21 protein-coding genes and 2 pseudogenes are annotated in these 24,835 nt (G+C 72.6%); 14 read left to right on the top strand and 9 right to left on the bottom strand.

Going from position 1 to position 24,835, the window contains the following annotated elements; translation table 11 throughout:
• Positions 1 to 95 precede the first annotated feature (95 nt).
• A complete protein-coding gene (locus ACZ56L_RS03840) occupies positions 96 to 734 on the bottom strand; it encodes an FtsX-like permease family protein (protein ID WP_471061180.1) in 639 nt (212 codons plus the stop codon).
• Between the two features lie 16 nt (positions 735 to 750).
• Between ACZ56L_RS03840 and ACZ56L_RS03835 the strand changes: the two are divergent.
• From ACZ56L_RS03835 to ACZ56L_RS03825, 3 genes and pseudogenes are all read left to right on the top strand, one after another.
• Positions 751 to 1,008 (top strand): annotated as a pseudogene (locus ACZ56L_RS03835) (LuxR C-terminal-related transcriptional regulator); the annotation flags it as partial.
• 84 nt (positions 1,009 to 1,092) lie between these two features.
• Positions 1,093 to 2,268 carry an NAD(P)-binding protein gene (locus ACZ56L_RS03830; protein ID WP_471061176.1) on the top strand — a complete coding sequence of 392 codons (1,176 nt, stop codon included), beginning with the start codon at positions 1,093 to 1,095 and terminating at the stop codon, positions 2,266 to 2,268.
• A 218-nt stretch (positions 2,269 to 2,486) separates the two neighbouring features.
• Entirely contained in the window at positions 2,487 to 3,227 is a 741-nt protein-coding gene (locus ACZ56L_RS03825; RefSeq protein ID WP_468684596.1) for a MerR family transcriptional regulator, read from the top strand.
• 84 nt (positions 3,228 to 3,311) lie between these two features.
• On the opposite strand, the gene ACZ56L_RS03820 is transcribed toward ACZ56L_RS03825, so the two are convergent.
• The 4 genes from ACZ56L_RS03820 to ACZ56L_RS03805 form a co-directional block, all read right to left on the bottom strand.
• Positions 3,312 to 5,486 carry a 3-hydroxyacyl-CoA dehydrogenase NAD-binding domain-containing protein gene (locus tag ACZ56L_RS03820; protein ID WP_401759307.1) on the bottom strand — a complete coding sequence of 725 codons (2,175 nt, stop codon included), beginning with the start codon at positions 5,484 to 5,486 and terminating at the stop codon, positions 3,312 to 3,314.
• A gap of 41 nt (positions 5,487 to 5,527) precedes the next feature.
• Entirely contained in the window at positions 5,528 to 6,742 is a 1,215-nt protein-coding gene (locus tag ACZ56L_RS03815; protein WP_471061172.1) for an acetyl-CoA C-acetyltransferase, read from the bottom strand.
• Positions 6,743 to 6,810: 68 nt separating this feature from the next.
• Positions 6,811 to 7,953, bottom strand: a complete 1,143-nt coding sequence (locus ACZ56L_RS03810) for an acyl-CoA dehydrogenase family protein (protein ID WP_471061169.1) — start codon at positions 7,951 to 7,953, stop codon at positions 6,811 to 6,813.
• Between the two features lie 395 nt (positions 7,954 to 8,348).
• The gene (locus ACZ56L_RS03805) at positions 8,349 to 9,494 is read right to left on the bottom strand and encodes a CaiB/BaiF CoA transferase family protein (protein ID WP_471061166.1); all 1,146 of its coding nucleotides are present in this window, start codon (positions 9,492 to 9,494) and stop codon (positions 8,349 to 8,351) included.
• Between the two features lie 143 nt (positions 9,495 to 9,637).
• Between ACZ56L_RS03805 and ACZ56L_RS03800 the strand changes: the two genes are divergently transcribed.
• Complete coding sequence (locus ACZ56L_RS03800) at positions 9,638 to 10,813, top strand: saccharopine dehydrogenase family protein (protein WP_468684585.1); 1,176 nt, start codon at positions 9,638 to 9,640, stop codon at positions 10,811 to 10,813.
• A gap of 64 nt (positions 10,814 to 10,877) precedes the next feature.
• Here the strand turns inward: ACZ56L_RS03800 and mmpA are convergent, their stop codons facing one another.
• Positions 10,878 to 11,054, bottom strand: coding sequence for a morphogenic membrane protein MmpA (gene mmpA / locus ACZ56L_RS03795; protein ID WP_345218610.1), 177 nt, complete (start codon positions 11,052 to 11,054; stop codon positions 10,878 to 10,880).
• A 52-nt stretch (positions 11,055 to 11,106) separates the two neighbouring features.
• Positions 11,107 to 11,793 carry an endonuclease V gene (locus ACZ56L_RS03790; RefSeq protein WP_471061163.1) on the bottom strand — a complete coding sequence of 229 codons (687 nt, stop codon included), beginning with the start codon at positions 11,791 to 11,793 and terminating at the stop codon, positions 11,107 to 11,109.
• A gap of 56 nt (positions 11,794 to 11,849) precedes the next feature.
• On the opposite strand from ACZ56L_RS03790, the gene ACZ56L_RS03785 reads away from it, so the two are divergent.
• Complete coding sequence (locus ACZ56L_RS03785; protein WP_345218608.1) at positions 11,850 to 12,149, top strand: YciI family protein; 300 nt, start codon at positions 11,850 to 11,852, stop codon at positions 12,147 to 12,149.
• Between the two features lie 215 nt (positions 12,150 to 12,364).
• Here the strand turns inward: ACZ56L_RS03785 and ACZ56L_RS03780 are convergent, their stop codons facing one another.
• Positions 12,365 to 13,465 carry a WD40/YVTN/BNR-like repeat-containing protein gene (locus ACZ56L_RS03780; protein WP_471061160.1) on the bottom strand — a complete coding sequence of 367 codons (1,101 nt, stop codon included), beginning with the start codon at positions 13,463 to 13,465 and terminating at the stop codon, positions 12,365 to 12,367.
• Between the two features lie 70 nt (positions 13,466 to 13,535).
• Here ACZ56L_RS03780 and ACZ56L_RS03775 point away from each other — a divergent pair.
• The 5 genes and pseudogenes from ACZ56L_RS03775 to ACZ56L_RS03755 form a co-directional block, all read left to right on the top strand.
• Positions 13,536 to 13,864, top strand: a pseudogene (locus ACZ56L_RS03775) (GNAT family N-acetyltransferase); the annotation flags it as partial.
• A gap of 18 nt (positions 13,865 to 13,882) precedes the next feature.
• Positions 13,883 to 14,335: a (4Fe-4S)-binding protein gene (locus ACZ56L_RS03770; protein ID WP_471061688.1), complete on the top strand. Its 453-nt coding sequence runs from the start codon at positions 13,883 to 13,885 to the stop codon at positions 14,333 to 14,335.
• 117 nt (positions 14,336 to 14,452) lie between these two features.
• On the top strand, positions 14,453 to 14,863 hold the full coding sequence (gene ssgD, locus ACZ56L_RS03765) for a spore wall synthesis regulator SsgD (RefSeq protein ID WP_471061157.1): 411 nt from the start codon (positions 14,453 to 14,455) through the stop codon (positions 14,861 to 14,863).
• Between the two features lie 374 nt (positions 14,864 to 15,237).
• Positions 15,238 to 16,902 carry an ABC-F family ATP-binding cassette domain-containing protein gene (locus ACZ56L_RS03760; protein WP_380837775.1) on the top strand — a complete coding sequence of 555 codons (1,665 nt, stop codon included), beginning with the start codon at positions 15,238 to 15,240 and terminating at the stop codon, positions 16,900 to 16,902.
• 121 nt (positions 16,903 to 17,023) lie between these two features.
• Complete coding sequence (locus ACZ56L_RS03755) at positions 17,024 to 19,294, top strand: ATP-binding cassette domain-containing protein (protein WP_471061154.1); 2,271 nt, start codon at positions 17,024 to 17,026, stop codon at positions 19,292 to 19,294.
• Here ACZ56L_RS03755 and ACZ56L_RS03750 read toward each other — a convergent pair.
• A complete protein-coding gene (locus tag ACZ56L_RS03750) occupies positions 19,291 to 19,980 on the bottom strand; it encodes a FadR/GntR family transcriptional regulator (RefSeq protein WP_401759290.1) in 690 nt (229 codons plus the stop codon). The two genes, ACZ56L_RS03755 and ACZ56L_RS03750, sit on opposite strands and share 4 nt — an antisense overlap.
• Before the next feature lie 145 nt (positions 19,981 to 20,125).
• On the opposite strand from ACZ56L_RS03750, the gene ACZ56L_RS03745 reads away from it, so the two are divergent.
• From ACZ56L_RS03745 to ACZ56L_RS03730, 4 genes are all read left to right on the top strand, one after another.
• Positions 20,126 to 21,901: a 2-isopropylmalate synthase gene (locus ACZ56L_RS03745; RefSeq protein WP_471061150.1), complete on the top strand. Its 1,776-nt coding sequence runs from the start codon at positions 20,126 to 20,128 to the stop codon at positions 21,899 to 21,901.
• Complete coding sequence (locus ACZ56L_RS03740) at positions 21,898 to 22,704, top strand: ABC transporter ATP-binding protein (protein WP_471061146.1); 807 nt, start codon at positions 21,898 to 21,900, stop codon at positions 22,702 to 22,704. The genes ACZ56L_RS03745 and ACZ56L_RS03740 overlap by 4 nt, the downstream gene beginning before the upstream one ends.
• Before the next feature lie 150 nt (positions 22,705 to 22,854).
• Positions 22,855 to 23,634, top strand: coding sequence for a dimethylargininase (gene ddaH / locus ACZ56L_RS03735; protein ID WP_471061143.1), 780 nt, complete (start codon positions 22,855 to 22,857; stop codon positions 23,632 to 23,634).
• Positions 23,635 to 23,756: 122 nt separating this feature from the next.
• Positions 23,757 to 24,728 (top strand): acyl-ACP desaturase, encoded by a 972-nt coding sequence (locus ACZ56L_RS03730; protein ID WP_345218596.1) that lies wholly within the window; start codon positions 23,757 to 23,759, stop codon positions 24,726 to 24,728.
• Positions 24,729 to 24,835 lie beyond the last annotated feature (107 nt).

Genomic DNA, 24,835 nt, shown 5'->3' with positions numbered 1-24,835 from the left:
CGGGCGGCCCGCGGGGCCCGGCGGGGGCTCGGGCCGGTGGGGGCGCGGGGGCGCGTTCCGCTGGGCTCGCCCCCGAGCGCCCCGTTCCGCCGGGCCTACGGCCCGGCCCGCAACGCCGACCTCGTCGGCAGCAGGCTTCCCGCCAGGGCCAGCAGGAGGCACGCTCCCGCTGCCCCCAGCACCGGCGGCCACGGGACGACGAGGTCGACGGGCAGCCCGAGCAGCCCGCTCAGCCCTGCCCTGATGCCCAGCAGCGACGGCAGGGCGACCAGCCCGCCGAGGAGTGTTCCGAGGGCGACCACGAAGGCCGTCTCCGCCGCCACCGTCCGCAGCACCTGCCGATCCGTCGCCCCCGACAGCCGCAGCACCCGGAAGTCCGCCCGGCGGCCGGCCGTGGCCATGAGCAGCGTGTTGGCCACGGCCGGCGCCGTGTACCCCGCGGTGAGCCCCACCAGCAGCAGCGTGAACACCCACACCAAGCGGTCCTCCTCGGCGTCCGCGCAGCCCGCGTGCGCGGCCACGCTCACCTCCCGGCCGCCGGGCACCTCGCCCGGCGGCCCCGTGCGGTGGACGACCTCGGTGAGCGCGGACGGGTCGTGCGCCCGGACCGTGCTCCGGTCCAGCAGCACCTGGTACGGGCTGGAACGGTCGTCCAGCACCGCCACCACCCGCAGCGTCCGCGTCCGCCCGTCCTCGAAAGTGGCCCGGAGCGTCGGCCCCAGCGTGCGCCGCATGGACTCCCCCACCGCCACGGTCGTCGACCCGGAGGCCGTGCGCCAGTTGCTCGCCCGTCGCCGGGACCCGCTGGGGCGGATCACGCCGCGCGAGCGGGAGGTGCTGGGGCTGATGGCGGAGGACAGGTCGAACGCGGCGATCGCGCGGGCCCCGGTGGTGACGGAGGCGGCGGTGGCCAAGCACATCGCGGGCATCCTCCAGAAGCTGGACCTGCCTCCGGCGCCGGACGACCACCGCCGGGTGCCAGCGGTGCTGGCCTGCCTCCGGGGCTGAGCCTCCCGCCCGGTGTCACATCTGCGGCCGCCCGGTCCGTCCAGGGAGCGGAGGGGCACCGGGCCCCTGCGGAGGAGGATCGCGATGAACGGGAACGTGACGGTCGTCGGGGGCGGGATCGCCGGGCTGGTGGCGGCGATCACCGTCGCGGAGGCGGGCGTGGGCGTGGACCTGTACGAGGCCCACGGCTCGCTGGGCGGGCGGGGCCGGGCGACCCCGGCGCCGTACGTGGCGCACGAGGGGCCGCACGTCTTCTACGCCGACCTGCCGCACTGGGACTGGCTGGTGGAGCGGGACCTGGTGGGACGGCTGGGCAGGCCGCCGGTCCGCGACCTGAAGTTCGGTTTCGTACGGGACGGGAGGCTGCGGGCGCTGCCGCCCGCCGGGCTGGTGCGGATGACGCTGCCGGGGCGGCCCGCCGCCGCGCCGGTGGACATGACCTTCCACGCGTGGGCGTCGGGCCGGTACGGGGAGGAGGCGGCGCGGGCGGCGGCGCGGGCGATCTCGGCGGTGACGTACGACGCCGACACCGGGCGGTTGTCGGCGGCCTTCGTCTGGGAGCTGTTCCGCAGGGTGTTCGCGCCGTCCGTGCCGGCCGTGCGGTGGGTGGTGGGCGGCTGGCAGGCGGTGCTGGGACGGATGGAGGCGCGGGCCAGGGGGCTGGGGGTGCGGGTGCACCTGGGCGAGCGGGTGACCGAGCTGCCCTCGGGCCGGCCGGTGGTCGTGGCGACCGGACCGGCCTCCGCCCGGCGGCTGCTCGGGGACTCCTCGCTCGGCTGGGAGAGCGGTCACTGCGTCCTGCTGGACCTGGCGGTGCGCTCCGGCCGGCGGGACCGCTTCATCGCGTTCGACCTGGACGGGGGCGGGTTCCACGAGTCGTACTCGATGCAGGACGCGACGGTGGCGCCGCGCGGGGAGTCCTTGTTCCAACTGGACATGCCGGTACGGGAGGGGGAGCCGCTCGCTTCGGCGCGCGGCCGGGTGGAGGCGCTGGCGGACCTGACGGTGCCGGAGTGGCGGTCGCGGACGACGTGGAGCCGCACGGCGACGGCGAAGGGCCGGACGGGGGCCCTGGACCTGCCGGGCCTGACGTGGCGGGACCGCCCGGCGGTGGAGCGGGGCGACGGGGTGTTCCTGGCCGGGGACATGGTCGCGGCGCCGGGGATGCGGGGCGAGATCGCGATGCTGAGCGGGGCGGCGGCGGGAAGGGGCGCGGTGCGGGCCCTGCGGGGGCGGGCGGGACGGCGGAGGGCGGGGTGAGGGCGGGCCGGGACGGGGTGGAGCTGCCCGGAGGGCGTCCCGTCAGGGCGCGGGGAACCGCGCGACCGGCCGCAGCACACCCGGACGGAACCGTTCACGCCCCCGGGAGGCTTTCACAAGGGTGGTGAGACAGCAATACTGTTGCACTGCATCACCGCTGCGCGGCGGCACCGCGCGGACCGGCGGCAGCGGGACGGTCAGAGGAACGGGGCACTCGCATGACGACGACCACGGGTACCGGGGAGCCGACGCTCACGGTCGACGAACTGGCCGCACGGGCCGGCGTCACCGTCCGCACCATCCGCTTCTACAGCACCAGGGGGCTCCTCCCTCCCCCGGTGATCGGCCCGCGCCGGGTCGGCCACTACGGCCCCGAGCACCTGTCCCGGCTCGCCCTCATCGAGGAGCTCCAGCACCACGGGATGACCCTGGCCGCCATCGAACGGTACCTGGAACAGCTCCCGCCGGACCTGAGCGCGCACGATCTCGCCATCCACCGCGCGGTGGTGGCCTCCTGGGCGCCCGACTCGGCGGAGCTCGCCACCCGGGCGGAGCTGGAGCGCCGGGCGGGCGGACCGCTGTCGGACGACGACATCGGCCGGCTGGCCGCGATGAACGTGCTGGAGCGCGCCGAGGACCCGGACACCTTCCGGGTGGACCCCGGCCTGCTGGCGTTGGGCGTGCAACTGCTGGGCGTACCGATCGCGCACGAGACGATCCTCGCGGCCCGCACGATCCTCATGGAGCACACGCGCTCGGCGGCGCGGGAGCTCACGCACCTGTTCCGGGACGAGGTGTGGAGCCCCTACCGGGAGCGCGAGTCGGACCCGGAGCACGTGGAGGCGATGAGGTCGCTGTCCGCGTACATGCAGCCGATGGTGCTCCAGGCGCTGGTCACGGCGTTCCAGCGGTCCCTGAAGGAGGAGCTGCGGGCGGCGTTCGTGGACGAGGAGCGCTAGCGACGGCCGAAGGGGGACGTGAGGGGGCGGGCTGCGGGAGCCTCCGCCCCGGCCCCCGCCCCGCCCCCGTCACGCGCAATCCGCTCAGGCGTCGCTGAACTTCTCGCCCTTCTCCGCCTTCTCGACCAGCAGCGCCGGCGGCTCGAAGCGCTCGCCGTACGCCGCCGCCAGTTCGCGGGCGCGCGCGACGAATCCCGGCAGGCCGCCCTCGTAACCGTTGATGTACTGGATGACGCCGCCGGTCCACGCCGGGAAGCCGATGCCCATGATGGAGCCGATGTTCGCGTCGGCGACCGTCATCAGCACGCCCTCCTCGAAGCAGCGGACCGTGTCGAGGGCCTCCGAGAACAGCATCCGCTCCTGCATGTCGCGGAACGGGATTTCCGTGCCCGGCTTGGTGAAGTGCTCCCGCAGGCCCGGCCACAGACGCGTGCGCCTCCCGTCCTCGCCGTACTCGTAGAAGCCGCCGCCCCCGCTGCGCCCCGGGCGTCCGAACTCGTCGACCATCCGGTCGACGACCTCGTCCGAGGGGTGGCCCGGCCAGGTGCCGCCCGCCGCCTCGACGGCCTTCTTGGTCTCGTTGCGGATCTTGCGCGGCAGGGTGAGGGTCAGCTCGTCCATCAGGGAGAGGACCTTCGCCGGGTAGCCGGCCTGGGCCGCCGCCTGCTCGATGGACGCGGGCTCGATGCCCTCGCCGACCATGGCGACGCCCTCGTTGATGAACTGGCCGATGACGCGCGAGGTGAAGAAGCCCCGGCTGTCGTTGACGACGATCGGGGTCTTCTTGATCTGGCGGACCAGGTCGAAGGCGCGGGCCAGGGCCTCGTCGCCGGTCCGCTCGCCCTTGATGATCTCGACCAGCGGCATCTTGTCGACCGGCGAGAAGAAGTGCAGCCCGATGAAGTCGGCGGGGCGCGAGACGCCCTCCGCGAGGCCCGTGATGGGCAGGGTCGAGGTGTTGGAGCACAGGAGCGCGTCGGGGTCGACGACGTCCTGGATCTCCTGGAACACCTTGTGCTTGAGGCCGGTGTCCTCGAACACCGCCTCGATCACCGCGTCGCAGCCCGCCAGGTCGGCGGGGTCGGCGGTCGGGGTGATGCGGGCGAGGAGTTCGTCGCGCTGGGCCTCGGTGGTGCGGCCCCGGCTGAGCGCCTTGGCGAGGAGCTTCTCGCTGTACGCCTTGCCCTTGGCGGCGGCCTCCGGGGAGACGTCCTTGAGGACGACGTCGATGCCGGCCCGCGCGCAGGAGTAGGCGATGCCCGCGCCCATCATGCCCGCGCCGAGCACGGCGACCTTGCGGACCGTGCGGCGCTCGGTCTCCTTGGGACGGCTGGCGCCGGAGTTGACGGCCTGGAGGTCGAAGAAGAACGCCTGGATCATGTTCTTGGCGACCTGGCCGGTGACCAGCTCGGTGAAGTAGCGGGCTTCGATGGTCAGCGCGGTGTCGAAGTCCACCTGGGAGCCCTCGACGGCGGCGGCCAGGATGTTGCGCGGGGCGGGGTAGTTGGCTCCGCCCGTCTGCTTCTTGAGGTTCGCGGGGAACGCCGGGAGGTTCGCGGCGAAACGCGGGTGGGAGGGGGTGCCGCCGGGGATCCTGTAGCCCTTGACGTCCCAGGGCTGCTGCGACTCGGGGTGCGCGTCGATGAAGGCGTGCGCCTTGGCGAGCATCTCCTCGGGGGTGGCCGCGACCTCGTGGACCAGGCCGTTCTCCAGCGCGCGCCGCGGGCTGTACTGGGTGCCCTGGAGCAGGACCTTGAGCAGCGCGTCGGCGATGCCCATGAGCCGTACGGTACGGGTGACTCCGCCGCCCGCCGGGAGCAGGCCGAGCGTGACCTCCGGCAGGCCGATCTTGGAGCCCGGCGCGTCGAGGGCGACGCGGTGGTGCGCGGCGAGGGCGATCTCGTAACCGCCGCCGAGGGCCGCGCCGTTGATGGCGGCGACGACGGGCTTGCCGAGGGTCTCGATCCTGCGCAGGGCGGCCTTGATGGCGGTGCCGGTGTCGAAGGCCTGCTGGGCGTGCTCGGGGCCGACCTGGATCATGTCCTTGAGGTCGCCGCCGGCGAAGAAGGTCTTCTTCGCGGAGGTGTAGATGATGCCCCGGATGGAGTCCTTCTCGGCCTCGGCGCGGTCGGCGACGGCCGCGATGGAGGCCTTGAAGGCGGCGTTCATCGTGTTCGCGGACTGGTTGGGGTCGTCCAGGACGAGGGTGACGACGCCGGTCTCGTCCTGCTCCCAGCGGATGGTGGTGGACTCGCTCATGGTGTGGCTGCTCCGTAAGGGGTGGCGGGAGGGACGGGGTGTCAGACGCGCTCGACGACCGTGGCGACGCCCATGCCGCCGCCGACGCACAGGGTGGCGAGGCCGTAGCGCTTGTCCTGGCGTTCCAGTTCGTCCACGAGGGTGCCCAGGATCATCGCGCCGGTGGCGCCCAGCGGGTGGCCCATGGCGATCGCGCCGCCGTTGACGTTGATCCTGTCGAGGGACAGGCCCATGTCCTTGGCGAAGCGCAGCACGACGCCCGCGAAGGCCTCGTTGATTTCGACCAGGTCGATGTCGTCGATGGTCAGGCCCGCCTTGGCGAGGGCCTTGCGGGTGGCCGGGGCGGGGCCGGTGAGCATGATGGTGGGCTCGGAGCCGGAGACGGCGGCGGAGACGATACGGGCCCGGGGGGCCAGGCCGTAGCGCTCGCCGACCTCCTTGGTGCCGACGGCGACAAGGGCGGCGCCGTCCACGATGCCGGAGGAGTTGCCCGCGTGGTGGACGTGGTCGATCGCTTCCACCCAGTGGTACTTCTGGAGCGCGACCGCGTCGAAGCCGCCCATCTCGCCGATCGCGGCGAAGGAGGGCTTGAGGGCGGCGAGCGAGTCGGCGGTGGTGCCGGGCCGCATGTGCTCGTCGTGGTCGAGGACCAGCAGGCCGTTGCGGTCGCGGACCGGGACGACGGAGCGGTGGAAGCGGCCGTCCTTCCAGGCCGCGGCGGCACGCTCCTGGGAGAGGGCGGCGTACTCGTCCACGTCGCGCCGCGAGTAGCCCTCGATGGTGGCGATGAGGTCGGCGCCGATGCCCTGCGGGACGAAGCCGTTCTCGTAGTTGGTGATCGGGTCGTTGAACCAGGCGCCGCCGTCGGAGCCCATCGGCACGCGCGACATGGACTCGACGCCGCCCGCCAGGACCAGGTCCTCCCAGCCGGACCGGACCTTCATGGCGGCCAGGTTGACGGCTTCCAGGCCCGAGGCGCAGAAGCGGTTCTCCTGGACGCCCGCGACCGTGTCGGGGAGTCCGGCGGAGATGGCGGCGGTGCGGGCGATGTCGGAGCCCTGGTCGCCGACCGGGCCGACGACGCCGAGGACGATGTCGTCGATGGCCGCGGGGTCGAGGTCGGGGAAGCGGGCGGTGATCTCGTGGATGAGGCCGACGACGAGGTCGATCGGCTTGGTGCCGTGCAGGGCGCCGCCGGCCTTGCCGCGGCCGCGCGGGGTGCGGATCGCGTCGTACACGTACGCTTCGGTGCTCAAGACGAGTGCCTTTCGGGAGGGGCTGTCGGGAGGGTCTTTCCGGGGAAGCCTGGTGGCGGGGACCCGGGTCAGCCGAGCAGGGAGCGGCCGATGATCTCCTTCATGATCTCGGTCGTACCGCCGTAGATGGTCTGGATGCGGCCGTCCGTGAAGGCCTTGGCGACCCGATATTCGGTCATGTAGCCGTAGCCGCCGTGCAGTTGCAGACAGCGGTCGGCGACCCGCTTCTGGAGTTCGGTGGCCCACCACTTGGCCATGGAGGCGTGGACGGCGTCGAGTTCCCCGTCCCGGTGATCCACGATGCAGCGGTCGAGGAACGTACGGGTGACGGCGCACTCGGTGGCCATCTCGGCGATCTCGAAGCGGATGTGCTGGAGCTTGGCCAGCGGCCGTCCGAACGCCTCGCGTTCCTTGACGTACCGGGTGGTGATCTCCAGGAGGTGTTCGGCGGCGGCGATGGCGGCGACCGCGATGCCCATCCGCTCCTGGGCGAGGTTGGTCATCAGGTGGACGAACGCGCCGTTGAGCTCGCCGAGGAGGTTCTCCTTGGGGACCTTGACGTCGTGGAAGAACAGCTCGGCGGTGTCCTGGGCCTTCTGGCCGATCTTGTCGAGGTTGCGGCCGCGCTCGAAGCCCTCCGTGCCGCGCTCGACGACCAGCAGGGAGAGGCCCTTGGCGCCGCCCTCCGGGGAGGTCCTGGCGACGACGACGACCAGGTCGGCGAGGATGCCGTTGGAGATGAACGTCTTGCTGCCGTTGAGCAGCCAGTGGTCGCCCTTGTCCTCGGCGGTGGTGCGGATGCCCTGGAGGTCGGAGCCCGCACCGGGCTCGGTCATGGCGATGGCGGTGATCGTCTCGCCCGTGCAGAACCCGGGCAGCCAGCGCCGCTTCTGCTCCTCGGTGGCCAGGCCCGTGAGGTAGGGGCCGACGATGTCGTTGTGCAGGCCGACCGCGAGACCGGAGGCTCCGGCGCGGGTGAACTCCTCGGCCAGGACGGCGCTGTAGACGAAGTCGGTGTTGCCCCCGCCGCCGTACTCCTCGGGCACGGCAAGCCCGAGCAGGCCCTGCCGTCCGGCGGCGAGCCAGGCATCGCGGCTGACGATGCCGTCCTTCTCCCACTGCTCGTGGTGCGGCAGGACCTCCTTGGCGAGGAAGGTGCGGACGGTCTCGCGGAAGGCCTCGTGCTCGGCGTCGAAAAGCTGACGTTTCATCGGATACCAGTCCCCTGGAGCCAGTTGTAGCAGGTCAGAGCCAGTTCTTGACGGTCTCGACGAGCTGCGCGGGCTCGGGTCCGACCGGAATGACGTGGAGCACGGTGACGCCCGCCGCGCGGAGGGCCCCGACGCGCCGGGGCCGAGTAGTGCCCGGCCGCCGGTCCGGGCGACGGGGGCGGGGGTGCGGGAGCGGACGTCGAGGACGCCCGCGCCGATCCGCATGCGGGGGTGCGGGCGGCGGGGCAGCGCCTGACCGTGGGCGAGGCGAAGCCGGGCGCCTCGGCGGCCCGGACGGCGGCGGGCCCCGCGGGCTCCGGGGCCGCGACCCGGCCGCGGCCCTCGCGGGGGCCGCCCGCGCAGCCCGACGGGACGGAGGTCTCCATCGGCGGATCTCACCCTTCCAGCAGGTTCGGTACGTCCCAGTCGGCGGCCACCTCGGCCGTGTCGGCCCCGGGCAGCGCGGGCCCCCGGGCGATCGCGCCCGGGGTGACGGAGAAGCGGGGCGCGGGGGCGGGCTGGGTGACGCCGCCGTGCTCGACATAGGTGGCGCGGGCGGCGAGGTGGGGGTGGTGCGGGGCCTCGCGCATGGACAGCACCGGGGCGACGCAGGCGTCGGAGGCCGCGAAGACCTCGGTCCACTCCTCGCGCGTACGTTCCGCGAAGCGGGCGGCGATGACCTCGCGCAGCTCCCCCCACCGGGCGAGGTCGGCGCGGTCGGGTGCGTGCTCGGCGATGCCCAGCAGGCGGGTGAACTCCGCGTAGAAGCGCGGTTCCAGGGCCCCGACCGCCATGTACTGGCCGTCGGAGGTCTCGTACGTGCCGTAGAACGGGCAGCCCCCGTCGAGCAGGTTCGCCCCGCGCCGGTCCTGCCAACCGCCGGCCGCGAGCATCCCGTGCAGCATGGTGGCCAGATGGCTCGCGCCGTCCACGATCGCCGCGTCCACGACCTGCCCCGTCCCCGCGGGAGTGCGGGCGTGCTGGAGGGCGGCGAGGACGCCGATGACGAGGTAGAGGGAGCCGCCCGCGTAGTCGCCGACCAGGTTGGCGGGGACGGCCGGGGGCTCACCGACCCTGCCGATCATGCCGAGGGTGCCGGTCGTGGCGAGGTAGGAGATGTCGTGCCCGGCGCGCCGGGCGAGCGGGCCCTCCTGCCCCCAGCCGGTCATCCGCCCGTACACGAGCTTCGGATTGCGGGTGAGGCAGGCGTCGGGGCCGACACCGAGGCGCTCGGCGACGCCGGGGCGGTAGCCCTCGATCAGGATGTCGGCGCGCTCGACGAGGTCGAGGACCTGGGCGCTTCCCGCCGGGTCCTTCAGATCGACGAGCACGGAGCGCTTCCCCCGGTTGGTGAGGTCCTGCGCCGGATCGACGCCGAGCCCCGCGCCGCCGGGCCGGTCCACCCGTACGACGTCCGCACCGAGGTCGGCGAGGCACATCGCGGCGAACGGGCCCGGACCGATGCCCGCCAGTTCGACCACCCGCACCCCGGCGAGCGGCCCCCGGGCGGGTGTGCGACGCGTGCCTGCTGTTCCTGCCATCGAGCCCCCAGCACTGTGACACAACTGATGTAACAGCAGTGATGCTAAGAACGTGTTCCACTCTGCACAAGCCCTTCGCCCACTTTGGCCAAGCGAGCGCTTAGCCTGCTGGACACCTGCACCCGAACCCCTGGAGGAGCGGCATGCCGCGTCCGTACGACATCGTGCTGTTCGGAGCGAGCGGCTTCGTGGGCGAGCTCACCGCCGCCCACCTGGCCGAGCACGCACCCGCCGACTGCCGTTGGGCCCTCGCGGGCCGCAGCCTGACGAAGCTGGAACGGTTGCGGGAGCGGTTGGCGAAGACCCGTCCCGCCTGCGCGGACGTGCCGCTGGTCCAGGCCGACTCGGCGGACGCGGCCGGCTTGCGCGAACTCGCGCGCAGCACGCGGGTGCTGGCCACGACGGTCGGCCCCTACCTCAGGTACGGGGAGGCCCTGGTGGCGGCCTGCGCGGAGGCGGGCACCGACTATCTGGACCTGACGGGCGAGCCGGAGTTCGTGGACCGGATGTACCTGGGGTACGACGCGGTGGCCCGGCGCAGCGGGGCCCGGCTGGTGCACTCCTGCGGTTTCGACTCCGTACCCCACGACCTGGGCGCGTACTTCACCGTGCGGCAGCTCCCGGAGGGGGTTCCGCTGCGGGTGGACGGTTACGTGCGCACCAACGCGCGCTTCTCCGGGGGTACGTTCGCTTCCGCACTGGAGGCCATGGGGCGCGGACGCCAGATGCTGCGCGCGGCACGGGAGCGGCGCGCGGCGGAACCACGGCCCGAGGGCGGGCGGCGGGCGCGCGCCTCGTTCGGGGCGCCGCACCGCAGCGGTGAACTGGGGATGTGGGCGCTGCCGCTGCCGACGATCGACGCACAGGTGGTGGAGCGGTCGGCGTCAACGCTGGAGCGGTACGGTCCCGACTTCCGCTACCGGCACTTCGCGGCGGTGAAGTGGCTGCCGGTCGCGGTGGGCGGCGCGGCGGCGGTGGGCTCGGTTCTCGCGCTGGCGCAGGTGCCGGCGGCGCGGCGGTGGCTGGGCTCGCTGGTCGCGCCGGGGACCGGGCCGGACGCGGAGCTGCGGGCCAGGAGCTGGTTCACCGTGCGCTTCGTCGGCGAGGGCGGCGGGCGGCGGGTCTACACGGAGGTGTCGGGTGGCGACCCCGGGTACGGGGAGACGGCGAAGATCCTCGCGGAGGCGGCGCTGTCGCTGGCCTTCGACGAACTGCCGGGGACTGCCGGGCAGGTGACACCGGCGGCGGCGATGGGTGACGCGCTGGTGGAACGGCTGCGGGCGGTCGGGATCCGGTTCCGGGTGGCGGCGGTGCGGTAGGGCGGGGGCGTCGCGGGCCGGCCCGGGGCGGGCGCGCGCACGGTTCGGGGTGGGCGGTGCGCGGTCAGTGCCCGGATATCCAGCCGGAGATCGTGTAGATCATGCCGCCGGTCCAGCCCAGCATGGCCAGCAGGCCGACGAACATGGTCACCGCCAGCTTGTGTCCGGCCCGGTGGACGGTGACGGACTCGAAGTACTCGGCGGCGGCGGGGGCGGTGGGTGCGCTCGTGCTGATGCTCATGGTGATGACCCTGTCCCGGGAATTCGATTTCAACATCCGTAGAAGTACTCAGTTACACGCCTGTTGCTTCGGACAGGGCGCGTCTGCACAGGGAGTCCGCATGGCGGGTGGTCTCCGGCTGGCGGTAGGAGGCGGCCAGCCGGAGCGTGTGCGCGCAGGCGTTGTCCAGGGAGATCCGGTGGCCGACGGAGACGAACACCGGCTTCACCCCGGGTTGGGTGCGCAGGGCACGGCCGACCTCCGTGCCGTCGTCGGCGTCGAGCAGCGGGGAGAAGTCGCCGCGGGCGGGGCCGGGTGGTTCGTGGTGGAAGGTGAACGGGTTCTTCGCGACGCCCAGGGTGGGCAGGCCCGTCAGCACGCCGAGGTGGCTGGCCAGACCGAAGCGGCGCGGATGCGCCAGCCCGTACCCGTCGCAGACGACGAGGCCCGGGTCGGCGGTGAGGCGCTCCAGGGCCGCCAGGACCGTCGGGACCTCGCGGAACGCCAGCAGTCCCGGCACGTACGGGAACGTCACGCGGCCCGTGGCCGTGGCCTCCTCGACCACCGTGAGCGTCGCCGCGTCGAGCACCACGGCGGCGGCCACGACGATGTCGCGCTCGTCGTCGTACGCCACGTCGACGCCCGTGACGTGGCCGGTGCCGGGGGCCGGTCCGGTCTCGTCGAGGACGACGCGGGTGCGGAGGGTGTCCTGGAGGGAGCGGGCGGTGGCTTCGTCGGGTGGCGTCGAGTGCTGGTTCATCGTGCTCGCCACTGTAGGAGGGGGGTCTGACAACGGGCCTCGGTAGGGTGGCGATCATGTTCGTACTCGAATTGACCTACACCGCACCCGTCGAGCAGGTGGACGCGCTGATGACCGATCACGTGGCGTGGCTGGACGCGCAGTACGAGGCGGGGGTCTTCCTCGCGTCGGGGCGCAAGCAGCCGAGGGACGGCGGGGTGATTCTCGCGGTGGCGCCGTCACGGGCCGACGTCGAGGCCGTCGCGGCGGCGGACCCGTTCGTGACGGGCGGGGTGTGCGCGTACCGCATCACGGAGTTCGTGGCGACGAAGACGGCGCCGGGGCTGGAGGCCTACCGGCAGGCCCCGGTCGCCTAGGCCCCCAGGCGCTCGTCGCGCGGCTTGTGGCGGGTTGCTCGCGCGGTTCCCCGTGCCTCTGAGGGCGCGGGGCTGCGTCGAGGTGCGGCTCCGCCGCGCGGGCGCGGCCGGCCACCGCGCACCCGCACGAAAACCCGGGCCCCGTAGGGTTACGGGAAGGGGCGGGGAGGGGGAAACCCGCCCCGCCCCACACCGCCCCCAGGCCCGTCACCCGGTCAGAACTCCAGCCGGGCGACCCTCCCCTTCTCCCCCGACGCCCAGCACCCGAAGTCCGCCGTGCACGACACCGTGTCGAAGGAACCGGCGTCGATCTTCCGCCACGACCGCCCCGCGTTGAGCGTGACGTCCGTGCCCGTCGGCCCCACCGCCAGCGCGACCGCGCGCGAGTGCGGCAGCCAGGCGACCCCCGAGCGGTACTCGGCCGGCGGCACCGCGGACGCCTTCCACGTGCGTCCGCCGTCCCCGGTGAGCGCGGCAGCCCGCGGCGACGGCTGGCCGGCCCGGTAGTCGCCGCCGACCGCGATCCCGTGCTCGCGGTCGCGGAAGGCCAGTCCGAAGACGCCGCGCGCCGGGTCCCCCGCCGGAATGGACACCTCCGCGGCCTTCCAGGTCAGGCCCCGGTCGGCGGAGTGCAGCACCCGGCCGCGCGGGCCCCCGCCGGTGGCCAGCCACACGTCCCGCGGGCCGTTGTTCACCAGGCACTGGCCCGACGCCGCGAAGCCCGCCTCGCCCGGCAGGGCCTCCGGCATGCCCTTGTTCGGCAGGACCTTCCAGGACCTGCCGCCGTCGGCGGTCGACAGGATGCGGTACTTGCCGTCGACCGGGTCGCTCATCGCCAGCCCGTTGCGGCTGTCGAAGAAGGTGAGGCAGTCGTAGAAGGCCTTCGGGTCGGGGTTGCGGAAGGTCTCCGTCCAGGTGCGCCCGCCGTCCTCGGTGCGGTACGTCCGCGAGGCCTCCCCCTCGCCGATCGCGAGCACCACCGCGCGCCGCCCGTCGAACGCCTCGATGTCCCGGAACTCCAGCTCGCCCGCCCCCGGCGGAGAGACGTCGCGCCAGCTACGGCCCCCGTCGGCGGTGCGCAGCACGGTGCCCTTGGAGCCCGCCACCCACGCCGTGCGCCGGTCCACCGCGGCCAGGCCCCGGAACCGTACGTCCGTCACGCCCGTGTCCCCCAGCCGCCACCCGGCGGGCGACTGCGCCCGGTCCGCCGGGGCCGGCGGTGCGGCCTGCGCGGGAACGGAGCCCAGTGCCGCGGCCACCGCCGCCGCGCTCAGTCCCACGGCCATCATGCGTCTCGTCTTCCCCATACCCCTCATGGCGCTGGAAGCTAGCCCACCGGACTGCCGTCGTCCAGAGTGCGGGCCGGGGCGGCCGTTCCTGTGGTGGATGCGGAGCCGAGGAGGCGATGGCACAGCGGTCGACGTGGTGGACGCCCCGGAGTCCGGGCGGTACGGGGCCCGGGTCGACGGCGCGGAGGAGCTCGCGGGCATCGCGCAGTACCTCCGTACGCCCGAACCGATCGCCTTCGTGCACACCGAGGTCGAGCCCGCCCACGAGGGCCGGGGCGTCGGCGGCGCGCTCGCCCGGGCGTCGCTGGACGCGGCACGGGCCGAGGGGCTTCGCGTGCGGCCGTCCGCCCCTTCTCCGCGGGCCGGCTCCGGCGCCGTCCGGAGTACGCGGACCTGCTCTACCAGAGCCGCAGCTCGGTCGCGGACCGAGGAGGCGCGCGACCCGTGGGCGAACGGACGCCGCAGGAGCGGGAGCACCGGGGCGAGCGTGCGCAGCCGGTCGAGAAGGAGTACCGGGGCGAGCAGGTGGACGTCACCTTCCGGCCCGGCCGCTGTCTGCACGCCGCCGAGTGCGTGCGCGGGCTGCCGGAGGTCTTCGACCTGCGGAAGCGTCCCTGGGGCACGCCGGACGCGGCGGCCCCCGAGCAGGTCGCCGAGGCGATCCGGCGGTGTCCGGGCGGGGCGCTGCGGTACCGGCTGCGGAACGGGCCGCCCGAGGCGGCCGAGCACCCCGCGGTGATCACCCGCGACGGGTTGGGGCAGTTGTTCGTCAGGGGAGATCTGGGGGTGGTCGATTCACAGGGTCCCCACGACGAGACACGGGTGATGCTGTGTGGCTGCGGTGCCAGCGGGAACCAGCCGTATTGCGACCACGCAGGTGTCTGCGGCACGACGTGATCAGGCAGAGCCGGTGTGGGTGATGCAGGTCACGCCTGGTTCGTGTGCACGGATTCGCGCGTTCCGGCGTCTTTTCGGACGGCAGGACGCATCCACCGAGCATGAGAGGTGCTGGCCTTGTCCACCGTCATTGAGCAGGCCGTACAGGCCCGTCTGATTTCTTCCGCGCCACAGCTGGAGAACGTCCCCGCGACGCTCAGCTACCACCGCGCCGACCCGTTTGCCGTGCACATGACCTTCCCGTCCCCGGCGACGCTGGAGGGTGTCGAGGTGGTGTGGATCTTCGCGCGGGAACTGCTGGCCGCCGGGCTCGACGAGCCGGCCGGTGTCGGCGACGTACAACTGCGCCCGTACGGCTACGGGCGGACCGTGCTGGAACTGCACGCCACGGAGGGCGTGGCCATGGTGCACATCCGCACGGCCGAGCTGCGGCGCTTCCTGCAGCAGACGCAGGAGCTGGTGCCGACCGGGTCCGAGCACCTCCATCTCGACGTGGACCAGGATCTGGCACAGCTCCTCAGCAGGTGAGGGACCGCGTGGTCATGCCGTTCGCCGCAAGAAGCACCCTGTTAACCGTTTGCGTCCGCCGAGGGGCGGGCGTACCGTTCGTTTCGCCCTGTTGTCGTCGAACGGAGAAGGACGTTGCTCGTCTGAGGTCTGGGACACCGTGCCGCGAGGCAGCCACCCATGAGTGGTCTGCGATCCTCCGCGTGCCGCGTGCGACCTCGGCGTTCGAGCCGTCAGCTCCGCTTCAGGGCCTCTCTCCGCAGTTCGTGATCTCTTGAGACCTCTTGGGATTTCCTGAGCCCTTGCTGCGCCATGGCCCCCGATCCGAGGTCTTCGCGTCCTGCCGGTGTCTCCACCAGTTGCTCCGCACCACCCACCGCAACCTGGAGGCCCTTTTGTCCACCCACCCCTCGCCCGCGCAGCCGCAGAGCGCGTCGCTGACCGCCACCGGCCTGGTCTTCGCCTGGCCCGACGGCACTCCCGTCTTCGACGACTTCCAGATCGCCGTCGGCCCCGGCCGCACCGGTCTCGTCGGCGTCAACGGGTCGGGCAAGTCCACCCTGCTGAAACTCCTCGCCGGGGAGCTCAGCCCGACCGGCGGCAAGGTCAAGGCCGCCGGAAGCATCGGCTACCTGCCGCAGAACCTGGTGCTCGACACCGGGCTCAGGGTCGACGCGGCCCTGGAGATCGCCGGGAAGCGGGCCGCGCTGCACGCCATCGAGGCCGGTGACGCGAGCGAGGCCAACTTCGACGCCGTCGGCGACGACTGGGACGTCGAGGAGCGCGCCCGCGCCACCCTTGACGGCCTCGGCCTCGGCCACATCGGCCTGGACCGCACCATCGGCGAGGTCTCGGGCGGCGAGTCCGTCCTGCTGCGCCTGGCCGCCCTGCTGCTGCGCCGGCCCGACGTGCTGCTGCTCGACGAGCCGACGAACAACCTCGACCGGTACGCCCGGCAGCGGCTGTACGACGCCGTGTCCGCCTGGTCGGGCGTCCTCGTCGTGGTCAGCCACGACCGGGAGCTGCTGGAGCGCGTCGACCAGATCGCCGATCTGCGCGACGGCGAGGTCCGCTGGTACGGAGGCACCTTCTCGCAGTACGAGGAGGCGCTCGCCGTGGAGCAGGAGGCGGCGGAGCGCATGGTGCGCGTCGCCGAGGCCGACGTGCAGAAGCAGAAGCGCGAACTGGCCGACGCCCAGGTCAAGCTGGCCCGCCGCAAGCGGTACGGGCAGAAGATGTACGACCAGAAACGCGAACCGAAGATCGTGATGGGCCTGCGCAAGCGGTCGGCCCAGGAGTCGGCCGGCAAGCACAGGATCATGCACACCGAGAAGCTGAAGGAGGCGCGCGAACGGCTGGGCGAGGCGGAGGAGTTGGTGCGCGAGGACGCCGAGATCCGGATCGAACTGCCGTACACGACGGTTCACCCGGGGCGCGGAGTCCTGCGCGTACGGGAACTGGAGATGCCGTACGGGGCGGGCCTGCCCGGTGAGTTCGAGCTGCGCGGCCCCGAGCGGGTGGCGCTGACCGGGCGCAACGGGGCAGGCAAGACGACCCTGCTGCGCACGATCGCGGGGCAGTTGGAGCCGGTGTCGGGCGAGGTGGAGAAGCTGGTCACGACCCGGTTCCTGCCGCAGCGGCTCGACGTGCTGGACGACACGCTGAGCGTCGCGCAGAACGTGGCCCTGCTGGCGCCGAACGCGACGAACAACCTGATCAGGGCGCGGCTCGCCCGCTTCCTGTTCAAGGGCGCGAAGGCGGACCAGGCGGTCGGCACGCTGTCCGGCGGCGAGCGCTTCCGGGCGACGCTGGCGGCCCTGCTGCTGGCCGATCCGGCACCGCAGTTGCTGATGCTGGACGAGCCGACGAACAACCTCGACCTGGCGAGCGTGCGGCAGTTGACGGAGGCGCTGCGGGCGTACGAGGGCGCGCTGATCGTGGCGAGCCACGACGAACCGTTCCTGGAGTCGATCGGGATCACCCGGCGGCTGCACCTGGGGGCGGAGCCGGCGGACGGGCCGGAGCCGGCGGACGAGGAGGAGGCCGCGGTGGCGGAGTGAGAGCGCGAGAGCCCCGGCGCACAGGGCCGGGCTCCGTCGTCGGAGGCGGCGCGGACGCGGAGACGGAATCGGCGGTCATACCCGACAGAAGGTGTCCGGTATAGCTCCTAGCGTCGCTGCCATGGCATCGAACATCGTGGTCACAGGGGCGCGGGAGAACAACCTCCGGGACGTCTCCCTCGCCCTCCCCAAAGGAAAGATCGTCGTCTTCACCGGCGTCTCCGGCTCCGGCAAGTCCTCCGTCGTCTTCGACACGATCGCCGTGGAGTCCCAGCGCCAGCTCAACGAGACCTTCACCTGGTTCATCCGCAACCGGCTGCCGAAGTACGAGCGGCCGTTGGTGGACGCGATCGACGACCTGTCGGTGGCGATCGTCGTCAATCAGAAGCCGATCGGCGGCAACGTCCGCTCGACGGTCGGCACGATGACCGACATCTACTCGATCGTCCGGGTGCTGTTCTCGCGGTACGGGGTCCCCAGTGCCGGGCCCGCGACCGCCTACTCCTTCAACGACCCGAGCGGCATGTGCCCGGCCTGCGACGGCGTCGGCAAGACCGTGCGCCTGGACCTGGACCGGGCGGTCGACTGGTCGAAGTCGCTGAACGAGGGCGCGCTGCGGGTGCCCGGCTCCTCGGTCGGCAGCTGGCAGTGGAAGCTGTACGCGCACAACGACTTCTTCGACCCCGACAAACCGCTGCACGCCTACACCCGCGAGGAGCGGGAACGCCTGTTGTACGGGGTGCGGGGCGCGGACGGCGCCAAGGTATCGGTGCGGACGAGGACCGGCACGTTCGAGATGGACTCCGAGGGCCTGGTCAACCGTTTCGAGCGGCTCTTCCTCAAGCGGGACACCGGGTCGTTGTCCGCCGCCTCGCGCGAGGCGGCCGACGCCTTGACGGTCGAGGGCGTGTGCGGGGCATGCGAAGGGGCGCGGCTGAACGAGGCCGCGCTGAAGTCCCGGATCGACGGGTTGTCCGTGCGGGACTACGTGTCGATGGAGGTCGCGGACCTGGTGGACGTGCTGGCCCGGATCGACGACCCGGTGGCCGCGCCGATCGCGGCGGCCGCCCGGGAGCGGCTGGAGCGGCTGGTGGGGATCGGGCTCGGCTATCTGAGCCTGGACAGGGAGACCACGACGCTGTCCGGCGGCGAGGGGCAGCGGCTCAAGATGGTGCGGCACCTGGGGAGCTCGCTGACCGGGCTGACGTACATCTTCGACGAGCCGAGCGTGGGGCTGCATCCGCGCGACGTGGGCCGGCTCAACGACCTGCTGGTGCGGCTGCGGGACAAGGGCAACACCGTCCTGGTCGTCGAGCACGACCCGGACGTGATCGCGGTCGCCGACCACGTCGTGGACATCGGTCCGGGTGCGGGCGTCGACGGCGGGCTGGTGGTCTTCGAGGGGCCGGTGGCCGGGCTGCGGGAGGCGGACACACTGACGGGCAGGTGCCTGCGGCGGCGGACCCCGCTGAAGGAGACGTTCCGCTCCCCCGCCGGGTGGCTGCCGGTCACCGGGGCCGAGCTGCACAACCTCAAGGGGGTCGACACCGCGTTCCCGACCGGCGTGCTGACGGTGGTGACGGGCGTGGCGGGTTCGGGGAAGTCGACCCTGGTGTCGGAGGTGTTCACGGCCGGGCACCCGGAGGCGGTCGTCATCGACCAGGGGGCGATCGGGGTGTCGTCCCGGTCCACCCCGGCGACGTACGTCGGCATCATGGACACGATCCGCCGGCTGTTCGCGCAGGAGAACGGGGTGAGCGCGGCGCTCTTCTCTTTCAACTCCACCGGCGCGTGCGGCAATTGCGCAGGACGCGGGGTCCTGTCGACCGACCTCGCCTTCATGGACCCGGTGACGACGGTGTGTCCGCGGTGCGAGGGGCGGCGGTTCGACGCGGAGGTGCTGGAGCACCGGCTCGGCGGCAGGTCGATCGTGGACGTGCTGGAGATGCCGGTGGACCGGGCGCGGACGTTCTTCGAAGATGCCTCGGTGGTACGGAAGCTGGACACGCTGCACGAGGTCGGGCTCGGGTACCTCTCGCTCGGGCAGCCGCTCAGCTCGCTGTCCGGCGGCGAGCGGCAGCGCATCAAGCTGGCGACGCAACTGCACCGCACGGGCAGCGTGTACGTGCTGGACGAGCCGACGACCGGGCTGCACATGGCGGACGTCGACACCCTGGTCGCCCTCCTGGACCGGCTGGTCGACGCGGGGAACTCGGTGATCTGCGTCGAGCACAACCTGGATGTGGTCAAGCGCGCGGACTGGGTGATCGACCTGGGCCCGGACGGCGGCAAGCACGGCGGTGAGATCGTCTTCGAGGGGACGCCCCTGGACCTGATGAAGCATCAGGGTTCGTTCACGGCGGCCCACCTGCGGCGGGACCTGAGCGCCTAGAGCGCGCGGAGCCGTGCCTGTGTGCCCGCCAGTTCCGCCTGGAGGGCACGCCCGGCCGCGTCCGCGTCCCCGCGCACCACGGCCTCGACGAGCTCCTCGTGTCCCGCCTCCCCGCAGCCCCGGTCCTCCTCGCGCAGCCCCGTCAGTTCGACCATGTCGATCAGCCCGGCCCGCAGCACCGGCCGGAACTCGGCGAACAGCGAGCCCAGGACGGGGTTGTGCGCGGCGTCGACCACCACGGCGTGCAGGTCGATGTCCGCGTCCACGAACGCCGCGTCCGCCCCCGGCACGGCCGCCCGGCGCGCCCGCATCGCCGCACGGAGCGCGGTGACGTCGTCCGGGGTGCGGCGCTCGGCGGCCAGGCGGGCGGCCTGGACCTCGACCAGCATCCTGACCTCGTACACATCGGTGATCTCCGCCCGGCGCAGCCGGGTCGGCCAGTCCTCCTCGGGCTCGGTGGCGAGGACGAAGACGCCGGAGCCCTGGCGGGCCCTCAGCAGCCCCGCCTCGGAGAGGGCGCGCAGCGCCTCGCGGACGGTGGAGCGGCCCACGCCGAGCGTCTTGGCGAGGGTCGTCTCGCCCGGGATCTTGCTGCCGACGGGCCAGTGGCCGCCGGTGATCTGCTCGCGGAGCTGCGCGATGGCCTGTTCCACCAGGGGGGTCGGGCGGAGGGAGCCGAGCGGCATGAGTTTCACCTGTCAGGTTGTCTGAGGACTTGCGGTGTGGTTAGTGTAGCCGCCATGCGCTTCTGCGGTCTTCTTCTCGGCTGCCGCGGCGGGGTCTGAAGCCGACCGGCGCCCCGCCGCGGGGCGCCGTGCTGCCGGTCGGTCCATGGATCTACCGGACGACCTGAGGAAGACGCCTCCCGTGCACACCTGGAATCCGCAACGGCCCAGCCCCATGCCCTCGCACCGCTACCGCCCGGCCCATGAGCGCGTCGCCGTGCCGCTCGCCGACGCCGACCGCACCTGGCCCTCCCGCCGGATCGAACGTGCCCCGCTGTGGGTGCCGGTCGATCTGCGCGACGGCAATCAGGCCCTGTCCGAACCGATGGACCCCGTGCGCAAGCACAAGCTGTTCGACCTGCTGGTGGCCATGGGCTACAAGGAGATCGAGATCGGCTACCCGTCCGCGAGCCGCGCCGACTTCGACTTCGTACGCCGTCTGGCGACGAGCGGCGCGGTCCCGGACGACGTGACGACCGTGGTCTTCACGCCCGCCCGCCGCGAGCTGATCGAGCGGACGTTCGCCTCCGTCGAGGGCCTGCCGCACACGGTGGTCCACCTCTACACGGCAACGGCCCCCGTCTGGCGCGACGTCGTGCTGGGCCGGTCGCGCGCGGAAGTGCACGCGCTCATCAGGGAGGCCGCGACGGACATCCTGCGGCTCGCCGAGCGGCGCCCGGACGCGGACATCCGCTTCCAGTTCTCGCCCGAGGTCTTCAACCTCACCGAACCCGACTTCGTCCTGGAGATCTGCAACGGGCTCACCGAGCTGTGGGACGCCTCCCCCGACCGGCCGGTGATCCACAACCTCCCGGCGACCGTCGAGACCGCCACGCCGAACGTGTACGCCGACCAGATCGAGTACCTGCACCGGCACTTGGACCGCCGCGACCGCGTGATCCTGTCCGTTCATCCGCACAACGACCGCGGCACGGGCGTCGCCTGCGCCGAACTCGCCGTACTGGCGGGCGCGCAGCGCGTGGAGGGCTGCCTGTTCGGCAACGGGGAGCGCACCGGCAACGTCGATCTGGTCACCCTCGCCCTGAACCTGCACACCCAGGGCGTCGACCCGATGGTCGACTTCTCCGACATCGACGCGGTCCGCGAGGTCGTGGAGCACTGCAACCGGCTGCCGGTGCCCGTCCGCCACCCGTACGCCGGCGACCTCGTGCACACCGCATTCTCCGGCACCCATCAGGACGCCATCAGCAAGGGTTTCGCGGAGCACGCCCGGCGGGCCGCCGAACAAGGCGTGTCCGAACGCGAACTGCCGTGGTCCGTGCCGTACCTACCGATCGACCCGGCCGACATCGGACGCTCCTACGAGGCGGTGATCCGGGTCAACAGCCAGTCCGGCAAGGGCGGGATCGCGTACCTGCTGGAGCAGGGGTACGGGATCGACCTGCCGCGCGGCATGCGCCCGGAGTTCGCGAAGACGGTGCAGCGGGCGACGGACGACAGCGGCCGCGAGGCGAGCGCGGAGGAGCTGTGGGAGCTGTTCCGTACGACGTACCTGGACGCCGGGACGGGCGGGGCGGTGGCCGTGCCCTGGTGGGAGACGCGCGAAGTCGCCCCGGGAGAGCACGAGTCGGTGTGCGACATCGCGGTGGACGGCGGGCCGCCGGCCCGCTTCAAGGGGGCCGGGAACGGCCCGGTCGCCGCCTTCACGGCGGCGCTGGCCGAGGCCGGGATCGAGGTGGCGGTGCTCAGCTACTTCGAGCACTCCACGGCCACCGGGCAGGGCAGTCCCGCGGTCGCGTACGTGGAGTGCCGGATCGGCCCGGCGGTCGTGTGGGGCGCGGGCCAGGACACGTCAGTCCTGACGGCCTCGGTCCGGGCCGTCCTCTCGGCGGCCAACCGGGCTCACCAGGAGCGACGGTGACGCTGCCTCAGATCGTTCTGCGGGCCGAGCACGTCGACTTCGTGCGCGACGGCACTTCCCTGCTGTCCGACATCTCGCTGACCGTCCGCCCGGGCGAGCACTGGGCCCTGCTCGGCGCGAACGGGGCCGGCAAGACCACCCTGCTGCGACTGCTCGGCGCGCTCGCGCACCCGACCCGGGGGCGCGTGGAGGTCCTGGGGCACGAGCTGGGCCGCATCGACGTGCGCGAGCTGCGTTCGTACGTCGGGCACGTCGACCCGCGCCATCCGCTGAGGTCGCCGCTGCGGGTACGGGACGTGGTCCTGACGGGGATCACCAACTCCGTCGAACCGGTACCCCGTTGGCGGCCCACCGGGGAGCAGGAACGGCACGCGGACCGCCTCCTCGCGCTGCTCGGGCTGACGGAGCGCGGGCGGGCGCGCTGGCCGACGCTGTCGCAGGGCGAGCGGGGCCGGGCCCTGGTCGCGCGTGCCCTGATGCCCAGCCCGCGCCTGCTGCTGCTCGACGAACCGGCGACCGGACTCGACCTGGTGGGACGTGAGCAACTCGTCGACCGGCTCGACGCGTTGGGCACGAGCCGTCCGGACCTGACGTCGGTCCTGGTGACCCATCACCTGGAAGAACTGCCCTCGGGGACCACGCACGCGATGCTGCTGCGGGACGGTGTGTGTCTGGCCTCCGGTCCCGTCCGGGAGGTACTGACCGACGACCTGGTCAGCGCGTGCTTCGCGCATCCGGTGCGCCTGCGGCACGACGAGGGCCGGTGGAGCGTACGGACGCGGCGCGGGCCGGGCGCCGGCTGACGCGCCGCTCCCTCCGGGCGCGGGCCCGTCGTTCGCCGCGTTCGATACGTTCGAGTGGCGGGCCCGTTCGTTCGTCCCCGGGTCCGGTGACTTTCGCCGCGCATACGCCCCGTATGCGCCATCTGTCCGCCACGTACCGGGAGTTGTCCCATGCCCAGCAAGAAGGCCCTTGTCCGCCGTCCGAGCCCGCGTCTCGCCGAGGGGCTGGTGACGCACGTCGAACGGCAGCCGGTCGACGGGGAACTGGCGCTCGCCCAGTGGGAGGCCTACGGGGCGGCGCTGCGCGCCCACGGCTGGCAGACCGTGGAGGTGGACCCGGCCGACGAGTGCCCGGACGGGGTGTTCGTCGAGGACACGGTGGTGATGTTCCGCAACGTCGCGCTCGTCGGGCGGTCGGGGGCCGCGCGCCGCAGGCAGGAGACGCCCGCCGTGCGGGACGTGCTGGTGGAGCGGCTGGGCTGCTCGGTGAACCGGGTCCGCGAGCCCGGGACGCTGGACGGCGGGGACGTCCTGAAGGTGGGCGACACCGTGTACGTGGGGCGAGGGGGGCGGACCAACGCGGAGGGGGTGCGTCAGCTCCGGGCCGCGTTCGAGCCGCTCGGCGCACGGGTCGTGGCGGTGCCCGTCACCCGGGTGCTGCACCTGAAGTCGGCGGTGACCGCGCTGCCCGACGGGACGGTCGTCGGGTACGAGCCGCTGGTGGACAGCCCGGCGGCCTTTCCGCGCTTCCTGGCCGTGCCGGAGGAGGCCGGGGCACATGTGGTCGTGCTCGACGGGAACTCGGTGTTGATGGCGGCGAGCGCTCCCAGGTCGGCCGAACTGTTCGCGGATCTCGGTTTCACCCCCGTACCGGTGGACATCAGCGAGTTCGAAAAGCTGGAGGGGTGCGTGACATGTCTCTCGGTGCGACTGCGCGACCTGCACACATAACGGGGTGTAGCGGGACGCAACGGACGGGGACTTGGCTCAGCGCTCACGCCGCGCTTAACCTACGGTCTCGTAACCTACGAAGCCGTAGGTAATTGCTTTCGTCCCCACCCCCTGGAGTACCCGTGACGATCACCTCTCCCCATCTCGGCAGCTCGGAGGCGTGGACCGACGCCAAGCTGCTGTTCGCACTGGAAGAGGTGGTGGAAAAGGAACTCAACCGCCACCTGAAGGTCACCAAGGACTGGATGCCCCACGAGTACGTTCCGTGGAGCGACGGCCGCAACTTCCCCGGGTTCTTCGAGGACGGGGAGAAGTGGGAGCCGGAGCAGTCCAAGGTGACCGACATCGGCAAGATCGCGCTCGTCGTGAACCTGCTGACCGAGGACAACCTGCCCAGCTACCACCACGAGATCGCCTCCCTCTTCGGCCGCGACGGCGCCTGGGGCACCTGGGTGCACCGCTGGACCGCCGAGGAGGGCCGGCACGGCATCGTCATGCGTGACTACCTGCTCGCCTCGCGGGCGGTGGACCCGGACAAGCTGGAGCAGTTCCGGATGGCGCACATGAGCGAGGGCTTCGAGTCGGACAACCGGCACTCGATGCTGCACTCGGTCGCGTACGTGGCCTTCCAGGAGCTGGCCACCCGGATCTCGCACCGGAACACCGGCCACCAGTCCGGGGACCCGGTGTGCGACCGGATGCTGGCGCGGATCGCGACGGACGAGAACCTGCACATGGTCTTCTACCGGAACCTGCTGGGGGCCGCCTTCCAGCTCGCGCCGGACCTGACCATGCAGGCCGTGCGGGACGTGGTCGTCAACTTCCGGATGCCCGGACACGGGATGCCGGGCTTCGAGCGGGCTGCCGCGCAGATGGCGATCGGCGGGGTGTACAACATCCGCATCCACCACGACGACGTGATCCAGCCGGTGCTGAGGTTCCTGAAGGTGCTGGACATCGACGGGCTCGGGGCGGAGGGGCTGAAGGCGCAGGAGGAGCTGGGGCTGTACATGAGCGGGCTGGACTCGGAGGCGAAGAAGTTCGACGAGAAGCTCGCGGCGAGGCTGGCCCGCCGGGCGGCTCGCGGCCTCTGAGCCCTGGCTCCGCCCTCTCCCCCGGGCCCGGTGGGCGGCGGCACCGGCGCGCCGCCCACCGCTTCCGGCCTCCGGCTCCGCCCCTCCCCAGACCCCGGCGGGCGACG

Source organism: Streptomyces sp. NPDC039736 (genome assembly GCF_055596485.1).
Note: the sequence above shows the minus strand (reverse complement) of the source record. Positions and strands in the feature narration are given on the sequence as shown.

Bases quoted from the DNA above. Each gene is read 5' to 3' on its own strand.
- ACZ56L_RS03840 (WP_471061180.1), bottom strand. From the start codon at position 734: ATGCGGCGCACGCTGGGGCCGACGCTCCGGGCCACTTTCGAGGACGGG.
- ACZ56L_RS03830 (WP_471061176.1), top strand. From the start codon at position 1,093: ATGAACGGGAACGTGACGGTCGTCGGGGGCGGGATCGCCGGGCTGGTG.
- ACZ56L_RS03825 (WP_468684596.1), top strand. From the start codon at position 2,487: ATGACGACGACCACGGGTACCGGGGAGCCGACGCTCACGGTCGACGAA.
- ACZ56L_RS03820 (WP_401759307.1), bottom strand. From the start codon at position 5,486: ATGAGCGAGTCCACCACCATCCGCTGGGAGCAGGACGAGACCGGCGTC.
- ACZ56L_RS03810 (WP_471061169.1), bottom strand. From the start codon at position 7,953: ATGAAACGTCAGCTTTTCGACGCCGAGCACGAGGCCTTCCGCGAGACC.
- ACZ56L_RS03805 (WP_471061166.1), bottom strand. From the start codon at position 9,494: ATGGCAGGAACAGCAGGCACGCGTCGCACACCCGCCCGGGGGCCGCTC.
- ACZ56L_RS03800 (WP_468684585.1), top strand. From the start codon at position 9,638: ATGCCGCGTCCGTACGACATCGTGCTGTTCGGAGCGAGCGGCTTCGTG.
- mmpA (WP_345218610.1), bottom strand. From the start codon at position 11,054: ATGAGCATCAGCACGAGCGCACCCACCGCCCCCGCCGCCGCCGAGTAC.
- ACZ56L_RS03790 (WP_471061163.1), bottom strand. From the start codon at position 11,793: ATGAACCAGCACTCGACGCCACCCGACGAAGCCACCGCCCGCTCCCTC.
- ACZ56L_RS03785 (WP_345218608.1), top strand. From the start codon at position 11,850: ATGTTCGTACTCGAATTGACCTACACCGCACCCGTCGAGCAGGTGGAC.
- ACZ56L_RS03780 (WP_471061160.1), bottom strand. From the start codon at position 13,465: ATGAGGGGTATGGGGAAGACGAGACGCATGATGGCCGTGGGACTGAGC.
- ACZ56L_RS03755 (WP_471061154.1), top strand. From the start codon at position 17,024: ATGGCATCGAACATCGTGGTCACAGGGGCGCGGGAGAACAACCTCCGG.
- ACZ56L_RS03750 (WP_401759290.1), bottom strand. From the start codon at position 19,980: ATGCCGCTCGGCTCCCTCCGCCCGACCCCCCTGGTGGAACAGGCCATC.
- ACZ56L_RS03745 (WP_471061150.1), top strand. From the start codon at position 20,126: ATGGATCTACCGGACGACCTGAGGAAGACGCCTCCCGTGCACACCTGG.
- ddaH (WP_471061143.1), top strand. From the start codon at position 22,855: ATGCCCAGCAAGAAGGCCCTTGTCCGCCGTCCGAGCCCGCGTCTCGCC.